The organism is Streptomyces sp. NPDC094032, from assembly GCF_040303965.1.
In the GTDB taxonomy this organism is placed as follows: Bacteria; Actinomycetota; Actinomycetes; order Streptomycetales; family Streptomycetaceae; genus Streptomyces.
Map to the genome: position 1 here is coordinate 34930 of NZ_JBEOUE010000001.1, position 23724 is coordinate 58653.

Genomic DNA, 23724 nt, shown 5'->3' on the forward strand with positions numbered 1-23724 from the left:
GGCGGCGCGCGGGCCGTCCGTTCCGGGAGAACGGCCCGCGCCCGCCGCCGGGTTCACCGCGTCCAGTCCAGGGTCGGCAGCGCCAGCGTGCCGGGCGGGGCGACCCAGGCGAAGGACACGCCGTCGGCGTCGTCCCCGTACTCCCCGCCGGCGGCGGCGCGCATGGCGGCGACGGCGGCCGCGAGCGCGTCGGCCTCGGCGGCCGGCGACGCGTCCGGGTCGGCCCTGACGCGCCGGAGGTCGGCGAGCGCCTTCGCCAGTACGGTGCGGGGGTCGCGGCCCTCCGGGTCGGCGTCGGTCAGTTCCTGGAGCACCCGCGGCAGCGCGTCGCCGTAGTGCCTCAGATTGGCCTCCACCGCCTCGGCCATGTCCCGCGCCTCCTGGTCGCCGGACCGCGCGACGTCCCGGACCACCACGTGGTGCCCGTCCGGGTCACCCGCGATCACCACGGGACCGGGCCCGACCGGCCCCTCGACCGTGACCCGCACGAGGGTCACGGGCCCGGCGGCGTCCTCGAACCGCACGGTCGACGCCGGGTCCACCTTCGGACGCGGGCCCCCCGCCGCACCGATCTCGTCCACGAGCTCCTGCGTCGCGTAGAACTCCCTTGCTGTGCCGCCGTGTTCCGCCACCGCGAACCGGCCGTCGGCGGAGACCTTGAGCGTCGGGCGCGCGGGGGAGTGCGTCGGGCGCACCGACCGGTAGACCGGGAAGGCCCCGGAGTCCTTGGCCGGACCACTGAGCGCCAGCTCGACCGGGTCCATCCCGGCCGTTTCCACGTGCAGTCGGGCCGTGTCCGAGCGGTACGGGGCGGGGGAGGGCGCAGTCGTCTCGTAGTCGTCCCGGAGGTGCGGGGGCTGCCCGGGGGCGCCGGGGCTGCCGGGGACGCTCACCACGGGCGCCGGGTCCGGCTCGGGTGCCGTCACCACGATGGCGGGCAGGTCCGGGGCGGGGTCCGGCGCCTGCTCCCGTATACCGTCCTCATCGCCCGGCGGGGTCACCACGATCGTCGGAACCCCCGGCTCGGCCGCCGTGTCCGCGTCCGCGACCGCCTCCGGCCCCCCATCCGTATCCGTATCCGTATCCGTCGTCGTCGCCGGCGGCGGGTCTGCCGGGCGGGGGCCGAACAGGGCGGGGAAGCGGCCGGCCAGCTCGTCGACCTTCGTCTCGTGGATCATGCCGACGAAGCCGCCGACCGTGTCGACCTCGACGGTCGTCCCGTCCGGTCCCGTGAGGACCCAGGTCACGTCGGCCTCGTAGTGGTGGTACGTGCCCTCCACCGGGCTCCGGTCGTCCGCCGTCTGACCGTTCGCGGTGCTCACCCCTCCGCCGCCGGTCTCGCCGCCCGCCTGGAACGACGGGCCGCCCGCGCCCAGGTAGGGGCCGCCCGGCGTGTAGCCGCCGCCGTCGGGGGCGACCTGGCCGGACCAGGCGCGGGTGTTCTGCTCCCGCTCCGCCTCGGTCTCGCGCTCGCGCGGGGTGTCGATCCCGGCTTCGAAGTCGCCCTTGGCCAGGTGGCGGGTGCGGCGTACGACGAGTCGGGCGTTGACCGAACCGCCGTCGGCCACGGGGATGTCGTACCCCTCGCTCAGCAGCGCGCCGATGTTGCTCCGCAGGTTGCGGCTGGTGGACATGAGGTCCATGGCGAGCCCGGCCATGGTCGCCGGTGCCAGGTCGCGGCGGCGGGGCGGGGCTGTGTCCGAGGCATCGACGCGGTGCGGCAGGGAGGCCGCGGCGGGGAGCCAGCGCAGGACGCGTTCGAGGCCGGGCAGGGCCAACGCCTGGACCGATTCGGACAGTTCCGAGGTGAGCTCGCGTACGGCGGTGTCGACGGGCGTCGGGCCGTTCGGGCGCACGTGCCCGACGACCGGCGGGGCGGGCGTCGGCGTACTGGGCCCGTCGTGGGTCAGGTGGTCGGGGACGAGGAGGTGGACCCGCCCGCCCGCCACGTCCACCTGGCGCGCGGGCTCGTGGCCGTCGCCGAACAGCGCGTTCCAGTCGGCCGCCCAGTTCTCGTCGAACCAGCGCCCGGCCCGTCCGTCCGTCGCCCAGTCGATCACCTTGACCGGCGCCGAGAGGAGACCGCCGACCGTACGGACGGCCTGGTGCGGCTCGCTGCCGGTGAACACCTCCACCCGGTAGCGCACCGGGTGGGAGAACTCCTGCGAGGTGTCCTTGGCCTCCGCGCTGCGGCTGTCGCGGACGGTCTCGGTCTCGCTCCGCCGGGTCCCGCCCGCGCGCTCGGCGCCGCCGCCGAACTTCAGCCCGCCGCGCGCACCGCCCTCGGCGGTGACGCGGACGTTGGCGCTGCCGGACAGGCCCGTCTTCCCCGCCGATCCGGCGGAGGAGGAGACGGAACGGACACCGCCGCCGCCCGTCGCGATCCGCACATCCTCGCGGGGCCGTTCGTGCCGGGGCCCGCCGACCTCCGCGGTGACCCGGACACCGATCCGGCGGGTGCCGCCGTCCGCCGTCTGGACCTTGATCAGCTGGCGGACCGAGGTGGTGCTGAGCTGGGCGTAGCCCGCCCGCAGCGCCTCCTTGGAGAACACGGAGTTCAGGCCGCGCTGGAGATCCGTCGGGGTGTCGGCGAGGGCCTCGTGGATCACCCCCAGGTCGCGCAGCGCCCGCTTCACCGCGGGCAGCACCCCTTCCGCGTCCAGCTTCTCCACGTGGGAGAACGCGGTGGCCAGATGGGTGTGCACGTATCCCTTCTCCGGATGCGGGCCCATCAGCGGGGCCGGTCCGACACCCTCGGGGACCTCCAGGCCCAGGTCCTGGGCCTGGAGGTGCGGCACGGTGAGCTCCACGGCTCCGTGCACCTTGGCGTACAGCGTCTCCACGTCCGCCACCGGCTTGAACTTCCCGCCCGGCAGCCAGGTGTGGTGGCTGATCTCCAGGTAGGCGTCCGCCCGATAGCGGTGGGTCGTCCCGGCGTACGTGGCGGTGGTCTGCGCGCTGTTGCCGGACACCACGGACCTCGACTTCGAGGCCGTACGGCTGCCGTCGACACCGGCGCGCACCGCGAAGCCCGCACCCGGGCGCCTGCCCGGCATGCCGGGCGCGGGGGCCGCGCCCGGCGCCGCGGGCCCGGTGGCGAAGTTCGCGCCGAAGCCGCCGCTGACGCCCGCCCCGACCGTGCCGCCACGGGACGTCGTCCAGCCGGCCTTCGCGCCGGTCTCGGCGGAGTGCAGCAGCGTCGTCCCGGTGCCGCTCGTCTCGTGCTCCGGCGTGCCCGTCCGCAGCTTGACGACGAGTGCCTGCTCCCGCCCGTCCGGCGTGGGCGGCAGTGCCAGCGTGGCCCCCTCCTCGCCGACCAGCTGCTCGAACTCGGCGCGGAGCCGGCTCGACGAGAACAGCTCCTCGATCTCGGCCGTGACCCCGCGCCGGACGCCGGCCACCGCGTCCCCGGACCGCTCCGAGTACAGGGTGTCGGCGGGCGTGGGGGCGTGCTCCCCGCCGCCGCGCCGCGCCACCAGTCCGGCGACGGCCGCGGCGAGTTCCCGGGTGCCGAGGAACTCGGGATGGAGGCCGCCGATACCGGACGCGGGCAGCACCAACCGCGGGACGGCGTCCGGCCGTCCGGTCCCCGGCCAGCCGGGCCCCGGCGCGGCCCCGAACACCTCCACGGTGCCGACGGTGGCCAGCTTCACCGGGTCGTGCGGGGCGGTCGCCAGGTTCTCCTCGGCGACCCGGATCACGGCGGACGTCCGCTCGTCGCCGTACTCCTGGTGCAGCGCCGCGACCAGCTTGCCGTTCGCGTCGTGCAGGGTGGCGCTCAGGTGGTGCACCGCCGCGTACTCGAAGGCGGTGACCGAGCCGCTGGACTTCTCCCGGTGGAACGCCTTGACGCTGCTCGTCACGGAGCCCTTGGAGGAGAACGAGGCACTGGTGGAGACGTCCACGCCGGGCACGTCGGCGCGGAAGCCGCCGCCGACGCCCACCCGCACGTCCGTCGAGCCGCCGACCGACACGGAGAACTGGTCGGTCTGCCCGACCGCGTAGCTCGCGCCTCGGGTCGCGCGGCGGTCCATCTTGACCTCCGGCTCCTCCGTCGTGCCCCGCAGCTCACGCAGCTCGGTGCGCAGGTGCACCCGCAGTTCGGCGCCGCCGATGTCCCGGACCAGCGGCACTCCGCCGCCGAGCAGCCGGCCGAACCGCGCGCGGATGCCGGGGGCGCCGAAGGCGGCGCCCAGCTCGCGGCCGAGCAGACCGTACTCCTCCTCGCTGAGCGCGGTGTCCAGACCGCTCGCCCTCAGGTGGGTGTCCACCCAGGTGCGCAGGTCGGGCAACACCTTCTCGGCACCGGGCAGTTCGGCCACGATGCCGGGCCCCACCCCCTTGCGCGCGGCGAGCGACACCGGCTCCCGGGGATCGGCGGGGAACTCCCGGACCGGCCGGGGGTCGAGGACCCGCCCGTGCCCGTCGACCACCAGGAGGTACGTCGGTGAGCCCTGGAACGTGGCATCCGGCAGGTGCGGCCGGCCCAGCGCGTCGAGCAGATGCACGTCCGGGTTGTCCCGCAGCGCGGTCCGCAGCCGGTCGGCGTCCCCGTACGCGTCGCTGATCTGCACCTGGACCGGCCCGTGCAGCCGGGCGAAGTCCTCCAGGTGCCCGATCGCCGCCGGGTCGTCCATGCGGTGGTACGCGTACGGGCGGGAGATCCCCGAGCCGCCCGGGCCCGGCGCCGGAGCCACGTCGAGGTTGCGCGCGACCTGCTCGACCGGGTGCCGGAAGGAGGCCGGCAGCTCGATCGTGCCGTCCGCCGCGATCCGGGCGTCGAGCACGGTGCGTACCCCCGCCGCATGAGGCGCCCCGACCTGCGGATGCGCCAGGAACTCGGCCAACCGGTCCGCCGCGTCCGGGTCGCCGGTCCCGAACGCCGGGTCGGCGGTGACCCGCAGACCCACCTCGGGGTGGTTCGCCAGGAAGTCGGCGAGGGTCGTCAGGCCGCCCTCGTCGGCCCGTCCGATGCGCCCGAAAAGACCCTCGAAGGAGGTGGTGGCGAGCCGCTGGGCGCCGACGATCGCGCCCTGGGCGTCCGCGAGGTAGCGGAACGCCGGGGTGCGCCGGGCTCCGCCGGGCGCTCCGACCGAGTAGCCGTCCTGGCCGTGCACCACGGTGACGTTCGGGTGGTTCAGGATCCTGTCCCAGCCCGCGCCGCGCGGGGCGACGCCGTCCGGCACCGCCAGCTCGACCGGGTGGCGCCTCGCGATCCGGTACAGGCCCCGGACGTCGGGGATCCCGCCGCTCGGGAACGGGCGCCGGGCGCCCGCGTCATGGCTCAGGGCGGGCTCGCGGCGGGCCAGGCGCAGCAGCTCCCGGACGGCGTGGGTGACCGGCATGGGCCGCCGCGCCGGAGCGGGCGCGGGGGTCTGCGGCGGCGCGGCGGGGACAGCCCCGTGCCCCGGCCCGAGCAGGGCCCGCTCGAACTTCGCCGCCTGCGAGGACGGCACGCCCAGGGCGAGCACGACGGGCGCCTCGAAGGGCGGGATCGTGTGCGTCGACAGCGTCTTGAAGTCCACCCGGAACGTGGCCGTCGCGCGGTAGTCGACCTGCGGTGTGCTGTCGTGCTGGAGGATGTCCTTGGTCTGGTCGGAGCCGGCCGTGTCGAGCTGGTGCGAGCGCGCGGAGCCGACGGCGAACTCCACGCTCGGCGACACCACCGCGGGGGTGAGCAGCGTCGTCAGACCGATGCCGGCCTTCAGCGTGCCCTTGGTGCCGTACTTGGCCACGGTCTTCGTCGCGAAACTGTCGGACAGGTCCTCGCGGACCCGCAGCGGCCGGTCCGTCTCGCCCTTGCGCTCCACCGTCTCCAGCCGGGCGCTCACCTGGAAGTGCCCCGCCAGCGAGCGCCTGGGCCCCGCGTCGACGGTGAACACCTTGGAGGCCCAACTGTCCGTGGTCCACCACCGGTTGCCGTCCTTGAGCGCCTTCTCGCTCAGCAGGTCCTCGGTGACCTGGTTCAGGAAGGACGCGGCCTGGGCGGGCGGCACCTGTGCCTTGCGGAGGTGCTCGGCGAGCCGGTCGACGAGCGGCTGCGGGGCGAGCGCGTTCACCGTCGAGACCACCGTGTTGACGGCGGACGGATCGACGACGGGCCGCGGGCCGTCCGAGGCGGCGGGCTCCGCCGGGCTGTACGCCTGCGGGAACGCCAGGGTCAGCCGGTCGGGGACGCGGAAGGTCATGGGCGAGCCGTCGTCGAGCCGCAGGGTGACCCGTACATCGCCCGTGAAGGCGTGCATCTCGTCGGCGACCGTGCGGCTGGCGTCCTGGGTGTCCACGCTGACCGTACGGGACGATCCCTGCGAGCCGGACAACTGGACCCGCACGGACGGCGCCACGGCCGCCAGGGGAGCGGCGCCGGTCAGCGGCAGCGTCATGTCCAGCGGGACCGAGGACTGGGCGCTCGTGTCCCGGGAGACCGACTGGTTCACGGTCGGCTCGTTCTGGCGGGTGAAGGGCCGGGTGTCGGCCTTCGGGATCTCCTGGGAATGGCGCAGGTTCTCCGGCCAGAACGTCAGCCGGACCGGCTTGCCGTCGGCGCGGAAGGACAGCCCCTCCTGGAGGAGGCGCTGCCATTCGCCCGGGCTTTCGCTGGTCAGGAGCGGCCGCAGCCGCCCGAGCAGCTTGCCCACCGTGCCGTTCGGCACCCCGAGCCGGCGGAGGGTGTCGCCGGTGCGGAGCAGCCAGACGGAGGCCTCCTCACGGGACAACGGCCGCACGGCGGAGACGTATCCGTCACCGAGGGCGCCGTCCGCCACGTACCAGGGGGCGCGGGGCACGGGGGCGGGCGCGGTCGTCGCCGGTGCCGGTGCCGGTGCCGGTGCCGGGGGCTGCGTCTGTGCCTGTGGCTGTGCCTGTGCCTGTGCCTGTGCCGGTGCCTGCGTCTGTGCCTCCGTCTGTGTCGGGACCGGATGGCTGAGGACCGGGCCGTTCTCCGGGCTGGGCAGGAGCGACGGGTCCAGGGTCGGGGCGTGGGGTACCGGGTCCCACGGCGGGACGCCGAACAGGACGCCGGACGACGCCTGGTCGTACTCGCCCAGGGGGAAGCGTTCCACCCGGTCGGGATCGCGGTCGTCGACGTTCGCGCCGAGCCCGACCGTCACCGGGGTGCCGTCGGTGGCGGAGCTCTCCCCGGTGGCCACGGCGACATGGTCGGCGGTGGCGCCGTTGACGATGAGGGAGCCCCTGCGCGGCTGGGGGCCCTGGCCGTCCTGCCAGCGCCGGATGTTCTGGGTCTCGGGCAGCAGCCGCTGCACCAGGCGCCGCTGGAACGACGCCTCGGCCTGGTCCGCCGTCATGCCCTCGGGCACGGCGTACGTCTCGGCGATCCACTCCTTGCTGAGGACACCCTCGTGGTACGCGGCGAGCATGACCGTCTCGTAGCAGTTGAGCACCGAGTCCGGGCCCAGCGGGGGCGCCTCCCCCTTCGCCGCGGTGTCCTTCGCCCACCGGACGAAGTCGGTGGCGCCCGTGAACCCGGAGGGCTGCCAGTGCATCGACAGGTTGTCGTCCGCCAGGCCCTCCAGGGCCAGGGAGACCCGGCGCCCGGCGTGCGCGGCGGGGGCGAGGTCGCCGGCCAGGTAGGCGCTCACCAGGACCTGGACGGCCTCGGCCGCGTCGGACTCGGCGGAGGGCAGGGGGAGGTCGAAGCCGTCGAGGAGTTCCCGCACCTTGGCGACGTCCGCCGGGCGGTTCGCGCCGCCCGGACCGACGGAGTCGCCGACCACCAGGCCCAGCTTCACGGCCTGCGCGGGCGTCAGCGGGGACGCCAGGGCCTGCGCGTACGCGAGGAGCACGGGCGCGACGGACGCGGGGGCCGGCTCCTGCGGCGGCCGCCCCGCGCCCGCGACCCAGGTGCGCTTCTGGCGCCTGTTCGTGTCGTGCAGGCCCCGGAGCGTGGTGCGCAGCTCGGCGAGGCCGGACAGGTCGCCGCCGACGCCAAGCCGTTCCATCCGGTCGATCAGGGCGAGGATGTCGGCGGGCATGTTGTTGCCGCGCCGGGCGATGCCGCCCAGACGGGCGCCCGAGGCGAGGGTGACGGATCCCTCGTCGTCGCCGTTCTGCGGGTCGCCGTACGGGCGGACCAGGCTCGCGCCGTCGTCCCGCCCCTTCACGTCGTACTCCGTGGACCGGCCGCCCGGGTCGGGGGCCGGCGGGCCGGGGGGCTCCTCGGAGGTCTTCGGGCGCGGGTGGAAGGTCCTGAACACGCCGTCCGTGTCGTCGGAGGTCCTGCGGACGAAGAGGACGGCCTGCTTGGCGCCGTCGAAGGGCGCCGCCGGGTCGTCGCTGACCACGCCGACCCGCCCGGTCGGGGCGTGCACCACGTGCCCGGTGGCGTCGGCGAGTTCCTGCGCGTGCGTGTCCGACTCGCAGCCGGCCAGCACGATGTCGGCCCGGCGCCGCGGCTGCTCCGGCGGGGTCGGCGCGTCCGTGCCGGCCGTCCACTTCCGGAAGGACGGCCAGCTCCGCATCTGGAGTCCGAGGTCGGTGCCGCTGGTCGGCTTGTCGAGCCGGAAGCCCTCCGCGTCGGCGTGCCCGGCGAAGAAGTACGCGTTCTTCGGGTCCCACGGCACCTTGTGGAAGCGGCCGGTGCCCTGCTGCCAGGAGTCGCGCTGCTCGTACCACTCCAGGTCCGGGAGCTGCCGGTACAGGTCCTCGCGGATCTGCCAGTCGGCGTCGTTGAACACCGCGTTGCCGAACTGGCGTCCGGAGGAGTCCACCAGGTCGCGCGAGACCACCGGGTCGGTCGCGTGCGCCGGGTTCTCGGGAGAGTTCTCCGGGCCGGGGGCGGGCGGGGGCCGCCGGTCCGTGCGGTCTCCCATGAACGCGTCGGGCCGCTGGGTGAGGTCCTTCGGCCAGACCGTCTTCCCGTACAGGGCGGCGATCTGCTCCTCGGCCGCGGGATCGCCGTCGAACAGCAGGCGCAGCAGCTCGACGGTGGACTCGGCGTCCTGCCGCAGGGCGTCGCCCTTGAGGTCGCGGCCGTGCCCGCGCAGTTGTCCGTAGTGGGTGCCGATGGGCTCCGGGGCGTCGAGGTCAGGCTGCCGGTCGGCCGCCCGCAGGACGGAGTCCAGGTGCGGCGCCAGGTCGGCCATCGCCCGCGCGAGGCGGATCCGGGCCTGGATGACCCCGGCGTCCAGGACCGCGTCGGGGCCGCGCAGCTCGACCCGGTCGCTCGCCCGGTTGTCGGTGTTCATCATGTTCAGCGCGAAGTAGCGGCCCTTGCTCGGGTTGCGCACCTCGCCCAGCGACCTGAAGCCCTGCGGCGGCGGCGTCTCGTTGGGCCGGCAGTTGGCGAGACCCCGGTGCTGGCCGCTGTTGGGGTCCTGCCAGAGCCGGTACTGCGCGTCCTCGCGCCACAGGAAGAGCTTGACCAGGGCGGCGTAGTCGTTCGGGCCGTAGTCGCCCGTGCCGAGGTTGATGTGCAGGCCGCCGATGCCGTTGCGGGTCTCGCCGCCGTGCCGCTTGATGATGTCCAGGGCGGTCCGCAGGTTCTCCCAGCTCTGCCGGGTGTCCCGCATCACCGGGGTGACGACCTCGCCGGCGACGCCCACCTCGTGCTCGATGCGCCAGGTGTCGGCGTCCTCCGAATACCCCTCGTCGAGGATCTCGTCGGAGCGGTACTCCTTCGAGCTGCGGCTGAGACCGGCCGTGACGAACTCCTCCCGGATGGCCTGGTGGGCCTGCTCCTTCGCCTCGTCCGACATCCACAGCGGGAACTTGAAGGTGATCTCCAGGCCGAACGGGCGCCCGCCGTCGGCGTCGTCGCCCAGGACGTTGTCGCGGACCTCGTACGGCACCGGCGTGTTCCTCGTGTCGCGGAACCGCTGGGCCGCCTCGGTGAACGCCGTCACCGACTCCTGCGCCGTGCGGGCGCCGGGCCCGCCGCGCCGGGCCAGTGGACGCCGGGGCAGCGCCAGGCCGCCGGCCTCCCGCAGCTCGCGCAGGCGCCGGTCCGCACCGTGCCCGCCGGTCGCCGCGTCCAGCTCCGCCAGGAGCACCGGCACCCGGTCCAGGCGGGCCCGCCAGCCCTTCACGGCGGCCCCGGCGGCCAGCGGCGAGGGCGACCCCTCCCGGCTCGCCGGACCGGCGCCGTCGCGCCCGGCCAGCAGCCCGGCCAGCGCCTTGAGGCCCTCCCGCGTCCCCGGATCGGACCAGTCGCGCTCGCTGACCGGGCCGAACGGGTGCTTGGAGCCGAAGTCGAGGAGCTGGGGGAGCCCGTCGCCGGGCAGCGCGAGCAGGTCCGCCGCCGCGAGGCCCGAGCGGGGCCCCGCCTCCCGTACCGCGTCGACCAGGGCGTCCAGCGCGGCCGCCGTGTCGTCGGTGCGGACCAGGTGCTCCAGTGCCGCCCCGGTCGTGTCCCGGGCTGCGTGCCGCAGCAGCGGGTGCGCCGCCAGGATCTCCTTCGCGGCGGCCTCGGCCCGCTTGTACGCGCCGAGTTCGCGGGCGCCCGGGTCGCGCCCCAGGGCCTCCCGCATCGCCCGGTCGAGGGCCGTCAGATAGGCGGCGGCCTCCTTGACGCTCAGCTCCGAGTGGCCGGGCAGGTCCTCGATGACCTCGGCCTGGCCGCTGTCGGCCGCGCGGTGCATCCGGCGGCCCTCGGCCAGGTTCCCGTTGGCGCGCCGGTCGAAGGCCGCCTGCTGGATGTCGGGGTCCCCGGTCTCCGGCCGGGTACGCGGGTGCTCCGGGGGCAGCTCGTAGCGTGCCCGCTCGCGTTCGGCGGTCGCCGTGTCGGCGGCGGCGCGCTCCGCGAGGACATGGCCCAGGTCGGCGACGGCGTCGGCGAGGAAGGCGCGCACGGCCTCCGAGCCGAGGGCGTCGGCGTCGGAGAGCAGGGCCGTCCAGCGCTCGGCCGGGGTGCCGCCGGGTGCCGTGTCGAGGAGCTCGGAGAGCTCCCGCTCCAGGCGCTCCGTCCGCTCCGTCGGACGGGGCTCGTACGGGTCGGTCCCGCCGAGGGCCTCGTCCAGGGCGGGCGTCCAGCGCGCCGAGGGCGCGGACGGCGGAGCCGTACCGGCGTCGCCGTCGCCGTTGTCCGACGGGCCGTCGGTGGTGGGGGCGGCGGCGTCCTGGGCGTACGTGTCCCGCGTTGCGGCGTCCGCGTCGGTGTCGCCGTACCGGTAGCTGCCGGCCGGTGCCGCGTGGGTGTGGCCCGGGGCGACGGCGGCGACGAACCGGGCGCCGTCCTGCCCGGACGTGGGCAGCAGCGAGAGGTTGACGGTGTTCGGGGTCGGCTCGAACTCGCCGCGGAAGGCGCCGTCGGGCGCGGTCACGACCGTCTCCAGGCCGGTGATGTTGTAGAGCAGACCGGGCAGGAGCTCGTCGAACCCGGCGCGCCACTCGTTCGACGTGCGCAGCAGGGCGGAGAGCACCTCCGCCTCCTTGCGCGTCGGGGCGGACCTGCGGGCGAGGGCACCGCCGTTCATCCAGTCGTCCACGAAGTCGTCGGCCAGCTTCTCGCGGAGCGCCGCCACCGTGATCTGGTCGGCGGAGTCGAACACGCCGTCGTCGAGCAGCATCTCGGTGCCGCCGTCGATGAACGCGGCGAGGAGGGAGTCGATGTTCCGCGCGTCGCGGAGCACCGACGGCACCTGCTCGTCGAGCTCCAGCCGCCCGCGCTGCGCCGTGGACAGGGTGTACGGATCGGTGCCGAAGGCCACGGAACCGGCCAGCGGCAGCAGCGCGGGACCGGCGGTCTCGCCGAACGGGACCGCCCCCGGCACCTGGTCGAAGCCCCGGGAGGCCTGCTCGTGCGGCAGCAGACCGTCCTTCGCGACCTTCGCCCGCAGCTCGTCGAGAGCGATGCCCGGCACGTTGCCGTACATCGTCGCCGCGTCCTTGAAGGCGTCCGCAGGCAGCTCGGGCAGCGTGCCCGCCATCTCGGCGCCCTTGAGGATCTCGTACAGCGAGTGGTCGCCGGACGGCAGCATCCAGCCCATCAGGGCGTGCAGCATCGCGGTGTCCTCGACGCCGGGCACCTTGAGCAGCTTGAACGCGTTGAGCAGCCGCGCGGTGGTGGCGGAGATCCCGGCGGCGACCGGCATGCCGCGCGTGTCGTGGACGTCCTGGTACCAGGGACTGTCCTGCTTCAGACGGTTGAGCGCTCGGCCGGACTGCCAGCTCAGCGGCAGCTCGGGTCCCTCGACGCCGGGCGGGAGATCGGCTTCGCGGGGGTGGTCGACGGTGCCGGGGCGCCGGGTGACGAGGGTGACGCCCGTCGGCGTGCCGTCCGTGTCCGTCCGTACCACCGCTTCGACCACGTCGTCCCGGGCGCGCAGCGCCGCCAGGTCGAACCCGCCGTCCGTGTCGCGGGGGACCTGATCGGGGGCCAGGTCCTCGGCGTGCAGTCCCAGGAGCTCCATGGCGACCGGGTGGCTCCGGAGGAAGTCCAGCTCCCGCCCGGTCGGTTCGACGCCGAGCGTGCGGTAGTCGCGCGGCGTCCTGGCGTGCGGGCTGTCGTACCGCTCCGCCTCGGGGCGCGGCCCGCGCGCCGAGATGCTGGAGGTGAACTCCCCGCCCTGCCGCAGCGGGTCCCTGGTCCGCGCCAGGATGCCGCCGGTCGCGAACACGTCCTTGTCGAACATGGCGCGGCCCGGCAGCAGCCGCGAGAGGACCGAGTGCAGCCCGGCGCGGGTCCAGCCGTTGAGGAAGTCCCCCTGCCGTTCCAGGCCGTCCCGGTCCAGGCCCAGCGCCTCGGCGCGCCGCCAGTCCCGGTCCTCCACGATCCCGTTGAGCAGCGACTTCAGGCTCAGCGCCGAGTCGTTGAAGTAGGCGGCGTTGTAGAATGCGGTCATCAGCTCCCGCGTCGTGCCGTGCTCCATGAGGTCGAAGAAGTCGGCGAGGGACAGCGCCGTGCCCACCTGCCCGGCCGAGGTCGGGTCGTCCTTGAGGAAGACCCGCGCCACCTCCGCGCTGCTCTTCTCCGGATGCGCCTCGCTCAGCTTCTCGAACAGGTGCAGTACGGTCTTCCGCGCCGCGTCCCTGGCCCCGGGCAGATCGTGGGCGTAGGCACCGAGCCGGGTCTCGAAGGACTCGGCGGCCACGGCGTACCGCGGGTCGCGATGGACCGACGCCGTGGGCGTGAGGGGTACGGGCGGCGCGCCGGTCTCGCCGAACGGCTTCGCTCCGGTGATGGCGGCCAGCACGCCGCCGAGCACCGAACCGCCGGACGTGCCGCCCGACCCCTGCCCGGTCCCGCTCGCCAGCGCGATGACCTGCCGCCCGTTCAGCTCCACGTCCGACCCGTGGAGGTACTCGATGTTCGCGAGGATCTGCTGGATGTCCGCCCGCCGCACCCGCTTGCCGGCGGCGATCCCGGCATGGGTGCGGACGAACTTCTCCAGGTGCTCGTAGCGCACCTCCTCGCCGACCCTCAGCTGCTGCGAGACGCGCACCCCGTCGGCGAGCGCCCGCATCGCCTTGAGCGTCGGCACGCTCACCAGGCTCATGCCGCCGTACACCTCGCGGGTCACATGGGCGAGGTGCCAGACACGGGTGCCGGACCGGTCGAGACCCCGGCCGGGGTTCAGCCAGTCGGACACCTTCGCGGACGCCGACAGGTCCGGCGGAAGCCCGATCCGCTCCGCGAGCCCGCGCAGGTCGCGCGCCGTGCGCACGGGCCCCTGCCCCAGCTGCTCCAGATGCCGGGCCATGTCGCCGTGCAGCCTGCGCAGCCCGGGGCCCGCGCCGGTGCCGAGATACGGCAGCCCCGTGGGCTCCTCGGTGGCGACGATCCGGGTGATCCCGCTCGGCCCCGCAGCGTGGCGTTCGGTGATGTGCACGCGCGTGCCCGGCTTGAAGAGGACCTCGGCCTCGGTGGGGACCCGCGAGAACGGCGCGATGCTGACGCCGTTGTGACCGCTCGCCTTCAGCTCCCACAGGATCCGGTGGGACAGCTGGTTGGCCTCGGCACGGGCGGCGAAGTGCTTCGCCTGCTGCTCGTCGGTGCTGAAGCTGGCGAAGTGCTGGAACGTGACGTCGTCGCTGCCGTACTCCGACAGGAAACGCAGCGTGCTGCCCGGGTCGGCGCCGATCGAGCGCCCGCCCCGGTAGACCTGGCCCACGGCCGGCGGCAGCAGCCGCAGCGCGTCGAGCGCCATGTGCGTGTGCAGCGCCATCTCCTGGCGGATGGCGGGCACGAGGGCGACCGCGTCCCTCTTCAACTGCTCCTTGATCGCCGGGATACGGTCCATCGGCGTGCCGAGCAGGCCCAGGATGCCCGGCAGGGCGGTGAGCGTCGCGGGCAGTTCGTCCGCCGGCTGGCCCTGGACGGTCTTGTCCACGAAGTTCTCGACCAGCGAGGTCACGGCGGTACGCAGGGCGGCTTCCTGGGTTGCCCCGCTGTACTTCAGGAGCGGGTTGATGAGCGCGTACGCCGGGCCCGTGTAGACGGCCAGGGCCAGGAAGTGCGACGGGGACAGCGTCTCGACGATGCGCTGGGCGGTCGTGCCGTTGGCGGCCAGCCACTCCGTGACGCCGATGACCCGCCGCCCGCTCCTGGCGTCGGAGAAGTCCCGCCGGTTCATGTCGGCCGCCGCGACCATCGTGCCGTGCGCCTCCGACAGGGCACCCGCCGTGACGGCGGCGCCGTACACCTGCTCGTGCGGCAGCGTCGAGAGGTCCGGCAGCGTCCGCAGCAACTGGAGCGGCAGGCCGGGGATGTTCCGGTACAGGTCGGCGGCGTCGGCGTAGTCGCGCTGGGGCCGGTCGCCCAGCACGCCGGACATCCGGACGCCCGCCACCACCTCGTACAGCGAGTGCTCCCCGGTCGGCAGCAGCCAGCCGTAGAGTCCCTGGATGAAACGTTCCGGCTTGCCCGAGCCGAGGGCCAGGTAGGCGCTCATGACCTTGGCCGCCGTGCCCGAGACACCGGTCAGCGCCGGGATGCCGCGGTCCTTCATCTCCCGCGTCCACGCCGAGTCGGCATCGAGCGCGAAACGGTCCGAGCGGGAGCGCCAGCCGGTGGGCACGTCGTCGCCGTGCGCGCTCCCCGCCTTGTGCAGCAGGGCCAGCTCGGCGCCGCTGAGCGGGGCGCCGCGCCGGGCGAAGTCCCCCGGGGTACGGGGCGCCGGGTGCGGGGACGGCTGCTCCGGCCCACGGGTGCGCCGGGCCAGTACGGAGGTGACGTACTCGCCGGTGTGCGCCTGCCACTCGTCGGTCGGCCGGAGCATGCCGCCGCCCTTGACCAGGTCCTGTTCGAACGCGCGCGCCGACCCGCCCGCGGCCGTGCCGAGCGCCGACCGGAACGCCGCCAGGGTGTCCTCGGGCGCCGCGCCGTTCATCCGGTCCCGGAGAACGGACGAGTCGAGGCCGAGGGCGTCGGCACGGGTCCAGTCCCGCGCGGCCACGATCTCGTCGACGACCTTGCCCAGGGACAGGTCGGAGTCGGAGGTCACCGCGTTGTGGAAGGCGGTCATCAGCTCCCGGAGGTTGCCCGACCGCACAAGGCGCGTGAACGCCTCGGCGGCCCTGCCCGGCTCCGGCAGCCCGGTCTGCCCGGGGACGGTCGTGTCGTCGGAGAAGAAGAGCCGGTAGAGCGCGTCGGGATCGGCCGACGGGTGGGCACCGTGCAGGACCTGGGAGAGGTCGTGGAGCGACTGGGCGACGGCCTCGCCGACCTTCCGGTCGTTCACGAACGCCAGACCGACCCGCTCCTCGAACGCGACCGCCGCCGACTCGTAGGCGGGGTCGGCGTACAGCGCCCGGTGCACCCCGTCCTTCCCGAACTCGGCCGTGTCCTGCGCGTCGAGCTCCGCGATCGGGCTCCCGCCGTCCGGCTCCAGGGGCGTGTAGCCCTCCGGAGCGGGCAGCGTGCGCGGCGGCATGGAGTCGTCGACGGGCATGTAGGCGTCGAGCACCCGGACGTCGACGGTGTCCTGGTGGGCCGCCACGCTCAGCTCCACCCAGTGGTCCGGCCGCACCCGCGCCCTGCCGTCGGCGTCCCAGCCCACCTGGAGCGCGGCGACGTTGTGGCCGGGTCCGGTGGAGTCGGTGGCGTGCGGCCCGGTGACCGCGGGCACGAACCACAGGGTGCGCTGGGGCGCGTACGCCTTCAGCGGCACCTCGGGACGCAGTACGCGCAGCTCGCGCAGCGTGTCGGCGGCGTACGACTGGTTCAGCCCGCGGCCGGTGTTGCACCCGGCGAACCGGAGCGGCTTCGCCGGGTCCCACGTACCCCTGCCGACCAGCTCGGACAGCACGGCGGCGAGCTCGGCGGGCGGCACCGGGCGGCCCCGCCAGGTGGGCGCGCCGTCGGGGCGTACGACGTGCGTGGCGAGGGTGAGGAACCGCTCGTCGCGCGGGAAGCGGCCGACCGTGTCGCGCAGCTTCGCCGCCTCGGCGGGGTCGGTCGAGGGGTCGATGAGGTGATGGACGCCGTTGCCCTGGAGCGAGTCCGTGATCGCGTCGACGAGCTCTCGGACCCGGAGCGGGTCCACGGCGTCGGGGGCGGTGTCGGTGCCTGTGTCGGTACCGGCGTCTGTGCCTGTGCCTGTGTCGGTGCCTGTGCCTGTGCCGTCCTCGTCGTCGTCGCCGAACCGCGTGGCGCCGTCGATCGGGTCGATCCCGGTCCCCGTGTCGGTGTCGGTGGCGAACAGGTCGAACAGCGCCGATCCCATCTCCTCGCCGTCCGAGGAGTCGTCCGACGAGGTCCCGGAGCTCGCGTCGGCGTGGCTCGCCACCGGGTCCGTGACGGGCACGTCCGGGGGGAGGAGACCGCCGAAGGTGTCCGGCGGCGCAGGGTCCTCCGACCCCGTCTCGTCGAACAGCCCGAAACCGGGGCCGAACAGATCGTCGTCGGCCTGGCTCTCGGTGACAGGGCTTTCGACGGCCTTGCCCTTGCCCTTCCCCTTGTCCTGGGCCGTGGCCTCCGCGCCCGGGTTCGGGCCGCGGGGCGCGGGGACGCCGCCGAGCCGGCGGGTCTCCAGATCGAGGCGGGCCTGCCCGATCTCCCGGAAGTGCCGCCGCACGGCGTCCGGCGTCGCGAACATCGCCGCGAGCTCGTGGTACATCGCCTCGTAGCGGTTGGCGAACTCGAAGCGCAGCGGCCGCACCGGCTCGCCCGAGGCGTCCGTGGCCAGCTTCGGCCCGCCGCCCAGCGGATACCGGCTGCCCTCGGGCGTGGGCTGCCCGTCGGCCGGCAGCACATGCCCGTTGAACGACGGCTTGCCGGGCAGGGCCCCCGCGTCGACCGCGTCGTCTCCCGGGCGACGCGCGCCGATGGTGGTGGCACGCGACTCCCCGGTCCGGCCCGTGGCGCCCGACCGCTCGGACCCCTCCGAAGTCTTCGACTTCTTCGACTCCTCCGTCCGGCCCGACTCGATCGACGACGTCTCGTCCGTCGCCCGGCGACCGCCGCCGGCCGCCTCGTCACCCCGCCGGTCCCAGATCAGCAGGTCCTTCCGGACGTAGCTGCTGTAGCTCGTGTACGACGAGTGGTCGGCCTGGTAGTACTGGTGGAACTCGTGGAAGAGGCGCTGGACCCGCGAGACGTCCTCGTCCGTGAGGTCGGCCATCCGGCGGCCGTCGCCGTGGTTGACGACCACGTCGCGCCCGTCGAGCCGCAGGGCCGCCTCCGCCAGCCACTGGAACGTGTACTGACGCTTCTGCTCCTCCGTCTTCCCCGGGTGCAGCCCCCGGTAGTAGAAGCCGAACGGGTCGGAGTCGACCATCATCACCGCGGCCCTGAAGGAACGGTTCGCCTCGGGCCCGCTGCCCCACAGATGCCGGAACCGGCCCATCAGTTCGACCGCGCCGCGGTGCTCCGGCTCGGCGTCGTGCTCTCTCTTGCCGTCGCCGAACATGCCCTTCGAGTTCATCTTCTCGATGTCGTGGAACAGGATGGCCTTGACCACGGCGTCCACCGGCACCAGCCGGCCGGGGTCCGCGCCGTCGATCGAGGCCAGCTTCAGGTACTGGCCCACGACCATCTGGGCGTGCTCGAAGAAGCTGTACTTCTCGTTGACCGCGCAGATCTGGCCGTACAGGTGGGCCAGTTCCGGGTAGTCGCGCATCAACCGGTCGATCATCCGGTACGTCGGCGCGCCCTGCTGCCAGAGCGCGGTGATCTTGTCACCGGCGCGGATCTGGAGCTGCACGTTCTCCTCGACGTGCCGCCGCCGGTCGGCGAAGTCGTGCATCACGGGCGCGTCCGTGAGCTCGCCGTCCGCGCTCACCTCGTCGGCCTGCCGCGACAGCAGGTGCGCGATCTCGGCGTGCGAGGCCCAGCTCAGCACCGTGTCGTGCATGAAGGCGTCCACGGACGCCCGGTCGTGCCCGGGAGCCTCGATGTCCGGGTCGAGCACCCGCAGTTCGGGGCTGAGCCCCTGGTCGGCGGCGAACAGCGCCGCGTGCTCGGACAGGAAGCGCTTCAGGTCGGCGAGCCGCCGGTCGTACGTGCCGGCCTGGGTGCCGTCCAGCAGCGGGTGCGGCATGCGTGCGGCCGGCTGCTGCTGGAAGTGCACCCAGGTCACGTAGAACTGCCGCAGCTCCGAGGAGATCTTCTTGAGCTGGTCGGCGTCGTTGCGGTGCCGGGACCCGTCGAGCCACGGGTTGTACTTGGGCTGGAGCTGCCTGCTCTCCACGTCGGGGATGTCGAGCCGCCGCCGCAGGGCGTTCACATGCACACTGCGCCCGTGCTTGGAGTACGCCGAGCCCTCGGCGTCCTTGCTCGGGCCGTCCACGCCCTCGTGGTACGTGATGAGGGAGTGCGGCAGGATGCTGCGCCGCAGCAGCTCCAGGGCCTCGCCGCGGATGCCGAACTGGTTGCGCTCACCGGGCTGGTCGGTGTTCATCGTGCGGTCACGGTTCGGGGTGTCGCCGTCGCCCAGCGGCTTGGCGACCGCGGTCCCGTCCCGGCGCGCGTCCCACTTGGCCGTGTACCCGGCGTGGCCGCCGGTGAGCTCGGGCGTCGGCGCGCCCCCGAACGAGGCGTCGCCCCGGAAGACGGCACCCGGCTGCTTGGCGTCCTGCTCGGGGACCGACTCCGTCGAGATCCGGTGGAAGACGTCCATCGGGACCAGATAGGACCGGATGAGCGGCCTGTTGGCCGAGGGGTCCTCCGCCTTGTACTTCATCGCCCAGGCGATGGCGCGGGCCGGGGTGCCGACCCCCGTCCACATCACCGCGTCCCCCGTGCCGCCCGTGCTCAGGACGACGGTGCCGTCCGCCGGGTTCTGCTGGATGTCCTTGTACTTGGGCGAGGTCGCCCGGCCCGGACGGCTCGGATCGACGGTGAGCGGGGTCTCGTTGGTCACCGCCGTGTACATGCGCACGTGCGGCTTGTCGCCGACCAGCTCGACCTCGACCTCGCCGCGGTGGATGTACTTCGGCCCCCGGAACACGTACTGCTTCGTGCCCGGGTCGAACACGAGGGTGGAGTCGAGCGGCCGGCTCGGCCCGGGGTACGCCATCCCGGGCACCCCGATGACCGGCGCGTCCTTCGGACGCGGCAGCGACGGGCCCGCCCCGGTGCCGGGCTCGGCCTTCGGCCGGACCTCGCGCAGCGTGATCCGGCTGCGGCCGTCGTCGGTCCGGCCCACGCCGGTCACCTCGAAGCGGGCGTCCGGCGCGAACACCACCCGGCCCGGCCCGAGGATCGGCCCGGCGTCCCGCGCCGTCTGCGGCTCCACCTCGAAGACCACGTTGTGGTCGGGCGACGGCCGGTGCGAGTCGCCGGTCTTCCAGGCGGCCGGGGCGCCGAACAGGTCGGGGCTCGGCAGCACCGTGTGGTCCGTGCCGAGGTTGTCCGCCAGATTCCGGTACGCGTCGACCGCGGCCAGCGTCAGCGTGGCGCTGTGCCGTACGGGCTGGTGGACCCGCTTCAGACCGAGCTGGCCGCGCTTGACCCCGGCCAGCGTCGCCTCGTCGAGCCCGTCGGACCGCGCGGGCATCGACCGATCGCCCTTGGCATGCGCCACGGCGAGCGTGAGGTCCGCCGCGTCCACGCCGCGCACCCGCCCGTCGGACAGGAGCCCGGCCGCGGTCCGGTAGTGCGCGCTGTGGTCGGGCTGGATGTCCAGCAGCGTCGACAGCGTCGCCGACCGGCGCCGGTCCGCCTTGCGCCGGGGCTCGGGCTCATCGGCCTCGTCCAGGTCACGGCCCCGCGACACGGCTTGCGTGTCGACCAGCGCGCGCAACTGCGGCCGGTCCGCGGTCAGGTCCATGAGGTGCCGGTCGAGCGCGTCGACGATGACCTGGGCCCGCTCCGCGCCGGTGTTCTTGGCGAAGAACAGGCTGTTGCCGCCCGCGGAGACGTCGACCACCAGCTTCTCCGCCTGCCGGGCGTGCCGGTAGGCGAGCTCGGGGAGCAGCCCCTCGGCGAAGTCGCGCAGCCGCTTCTGCTCGTCGGCGGTGAGTGTCTTGGACTCCTTGTCGAAGGAGACCGTGAGCCGGCTCGCCCTGGTCAGATCCCCGCCGATCATGCTCACCGAGAGGGAGACGGAGTCGGAGTCGGAATCGGAATCGGTGTTGGGGTCGGTGCTGGGGTCGGAGTCGGATCTGGAGTCGGAGGGGCCCGCCTCGTCCGGGGTGCCGTCGTCGGTGCCGAACATCACGGCTCCGGCGAGCCGCGCGCCCGGCGTGAGCTCGTCCTCCCCGCGTACCTCCGTGTAACCCTCGGGCGCGGGCCGGTCCGCCGAACCGTCCTCCGGCAGATGCCCGTGCCGCAGGCCCGACTCGGCCGCCGGGTGGTCAGGACCGCCCTGGTCGTGGAACTCGCGCCAGAGCGCGCCGGAGGAGACCACGGCGGGCTTCAGGTCGTCGGTGAGGCCGACCTTCAGGGCGACGACGAGGTGACCCGTACCGGTGGTGCCCGGCGTGCCGGAGCCCTCCGCACCGGGGACGAACCAGACCGGGGCGGTGGCGGCGAAGCCGCGCAGCGGATCGCCGAGGGTGGAACGGCCGCCGTCCGAGGTCCGCGCACGGTGCTGCCAGAGCCCGGACATCACCGCGCGCACGGTCGTGGCGTCGAGCGAGAAGCCGAGCGAGCAGCCGGTGAACTGGAGCCGGGTGACACCCTCCAGGAGCCCCGCGTCGTGCGCCTTCGTCAGCGCGGCGACCGTGCCGGCGACGTCCGGCGACGTGCCGCGCTCGGTGTGCATGCCCACCACGAACACACCCGGCGTCCTGGGCAGCTTGCGGAGCGCGTCGACCTGGGCGGGGCTGAGGTTGTCCCCGAGGATGAGCCCGGCGGGCATGTCGCGCACCGACGGCTCCGGCACGGGCGGCACGTCCGGATCGGCCTGCGTGCCCGCGAGGTCCGGGGGAGCGGGGTCGGTCGAGGTCCCGTCGTCGCCGCGTACGTCCGGTGCGGCCGGTTCCACGACGGCGGTCACGGGCTCGGCGGGGGTCGGGCCGTCCGTGACGGTGACGATCTGCGGGGTCCGGGCGACCGGACCCTCGGACAGGGGGAGGTCGAGCAGGTCCGCCCGCAGCGCGGTCGGCGTGCCGAACGGCACACCCGCGTCGCCGCCCAGGCTCCCGTCGCTCTTGCTCCCGCCGCCCTCGCTCCCGCCGTACGTGCCGGGGGCGTCGTCCTCGCCCGAGAAGAGCCCGGAGAACGGGTCGCGGGACCCGGTCTCCGTCCGGGGCGAGAGCCCCGCCGCCACCTGGTCGAGCGCCGCGTCGAGGTCCTGGGCGAAGCGGGGGTCGCTCGGCACGTCCGGCAGCCCGAAGTCGGGCACGGACCCGTCGCTCTCGGTGCGCGGGCGCTGCGGGCCTGCCGCCTCCGGTGCGGGCGCCGTACCGGTGTCCGTACCGCGGCCCGTACCGCCGTCCGCCCCGTGGTGGGATCCACCGCTCCCGGGAAGCGGCATGTCGAAGACGGACACGCCCGTCCACGGGTGCGAGAACACCCACTTGGCCATGGACTTGAGCTCGTTGACCACCAGGCCGTCCCGCTCGCCCCCGGTCGGGCGGGGCACCGGCCAGGGTGCCGGGTGGCCGGTCAGGTTCGACACGAACGAGGCGATGCTGATGGGGTGCAGGATGCCGAAGTACTTCGCGTCGTTGGGGTTGTCGGCGTACTGGTGGCTGAGGACCCACTCCTGGTACCGGATCATCGCCGGCTCGAACATCTTGTGCAGACCCTTGCCGAGCAGCCCCATGGACACACCGGCGGCGAACGGCCCCCAGGTCATCTCGAAGCCCTTGCCCTCGAAGATGACGTTGTAGAACGCCTCGCTGAAGGCCTCCTCCGCACCCTCGTTGAGCGCCTCGGCGACCGCTCCGCCCAGTTGGTACAGCGGGTTGCCGTGCAGCGGGTTCTGCTCCAGGAACATGCGGCGGAAGGGCTGCGTGAAGGCGTTCCCGTGGGCCTCGGCCGTCGAGAACAGGCCGGGCAGGGCGTCGGCCAGCGACGTGAGGTGCCGGTTGCCGCCCAGGCCGCCGAGCGCCTTCTGGAGCGCCTCGGAGAGCCCGGTGTGGTCGGCGCCGAGCCTGCTCCAGTTGCGCAGGAAGGTGTCGCCGAAGTCGGTGCCGAGGTTCCGCATCTCCTTCTGGAGCGCGAGGCCCGCGCCGTCCCCGGCCAGGTGCTTCTGGAAGAGGTCGCCCATGCGGTCGGCGAAGGCCTTGGCCATGGTGCCCTCGCCGAAGCGGGTGAAGCCGGTCTCCAGCCGGTCGCTGACGCTGCCGAACAACTGCCCGAGATCCTTGGCGAAGGCCTTGCGCGCGGCCTCGGTGGTCAGCAGCGAGTCGACCGGCGGGAGGGGCCCGCCTCCGGCCGTCCGCACCGGTCGCGGCGAGGGCGGCGGCGTGGCCGGGAGGTCGTTGAGCGGGGTCTTCTCCGGCAGGGGGCCCGGCTTGAAGCCGTCGGCCTTGGCCGCCACATCGCCCGCCGTGTCGTTCAGGAGGTCCTTGCCGCCCGCCTTGGCCCCGGACTCGGTGAGGTTCTTCGTGCCGCCGGTCAGGCCGCCGTCGGCCTTGGTGAGCACGTCGTCCAGCTTCTTGCGGATGATCGACGCGGGATCGCCGCCGCCCAGGATCTTGCCGATGAACTTGCCGCCGTAGTGGGACAGGATCTCCAGCGGCCCGCCGACCACACCGGTCAGCGCGCCCTGCTTGATGGAGTCGACGGTGAGCTTGGTGTCCCATGCCTTCGTGTGACCGGAGGAGAGCTGGTAGAGCTGCACCACCGTGTCGAGGAAGACGCCGCTGGTGATGCCGATGAAGGTCTGGCTCACGATGGTGCTCAGGAGCCACAGGATGAGGTTCTTGAGCCCCTCGCGGGTGAGCGCCATCGAGAGCGAGACCGGCCCCCACAGCCCGCCGAACGTGAACGGCGAGAAGATCATCGCGAAGATGATCTGCGCGAGCAGCTCGACGAGCTGGAGGATCGCCATGATCTTCGTGTACTCGACCTGGTTGGCCACGTTGCGGGCCGCGTCGGAGAGCTCCATCGACAGCGTGGAGGCCTCCAGGAGCTGGTTGCCGCCGGCGATCCGCCCGGTGAGGTCGTTGATCGAGGTGATGAACGCGTCCGCCGCGTCGCCCTCGAAGCCGCTCGTGACGATCGGCAGCAGCTCCAGGCAGTACTCGCTGAGGTCGGCGAGGTCCTTGCCGATGGCGGCGTAGGCGTCGGCCACCTGCCGCATCAGGTCCTCGTCCGCCTTGGGCCATTCCATGCCCGTCACGAATCCGAGAAGGTCGGCGATTTCCTTCGGTGGATTGATGGACATGGCGGCGGATTCCTCTGCTGCGGGGACGGCTTCGCAGGGGAGAACGGGG

General features: G+C 73.9%; 1 protein-coding gene. It reads right to left on the reverse strand.

Annotation, left to right across the window (positions count from 1 at the left end; genetic code table 11):
• Positions 1–53 precede the first annotated feature (53 nt).
• A complete protein-coding gene (locus ABTZ54_RS00130; RefSeq protein ID WP_351654665.1) occupies positions 54–23675 on the reverse strand; it encodes a WXG100-like domain-containing protein in 23622 nt (7873 codons plus the stop codon).
• Positions 23676–23724: the final 49 nt, after the last annotated feature.

Coding starts and splice junctions, on each gene's coding strand:
- ABTZ54_RS00130 (WP_351654665.1), bottom strand. CDS start 23,675: ATGTCCATCAATCCACCGAAGGAAATCGCCGACCTTCTCGGATTCGTG.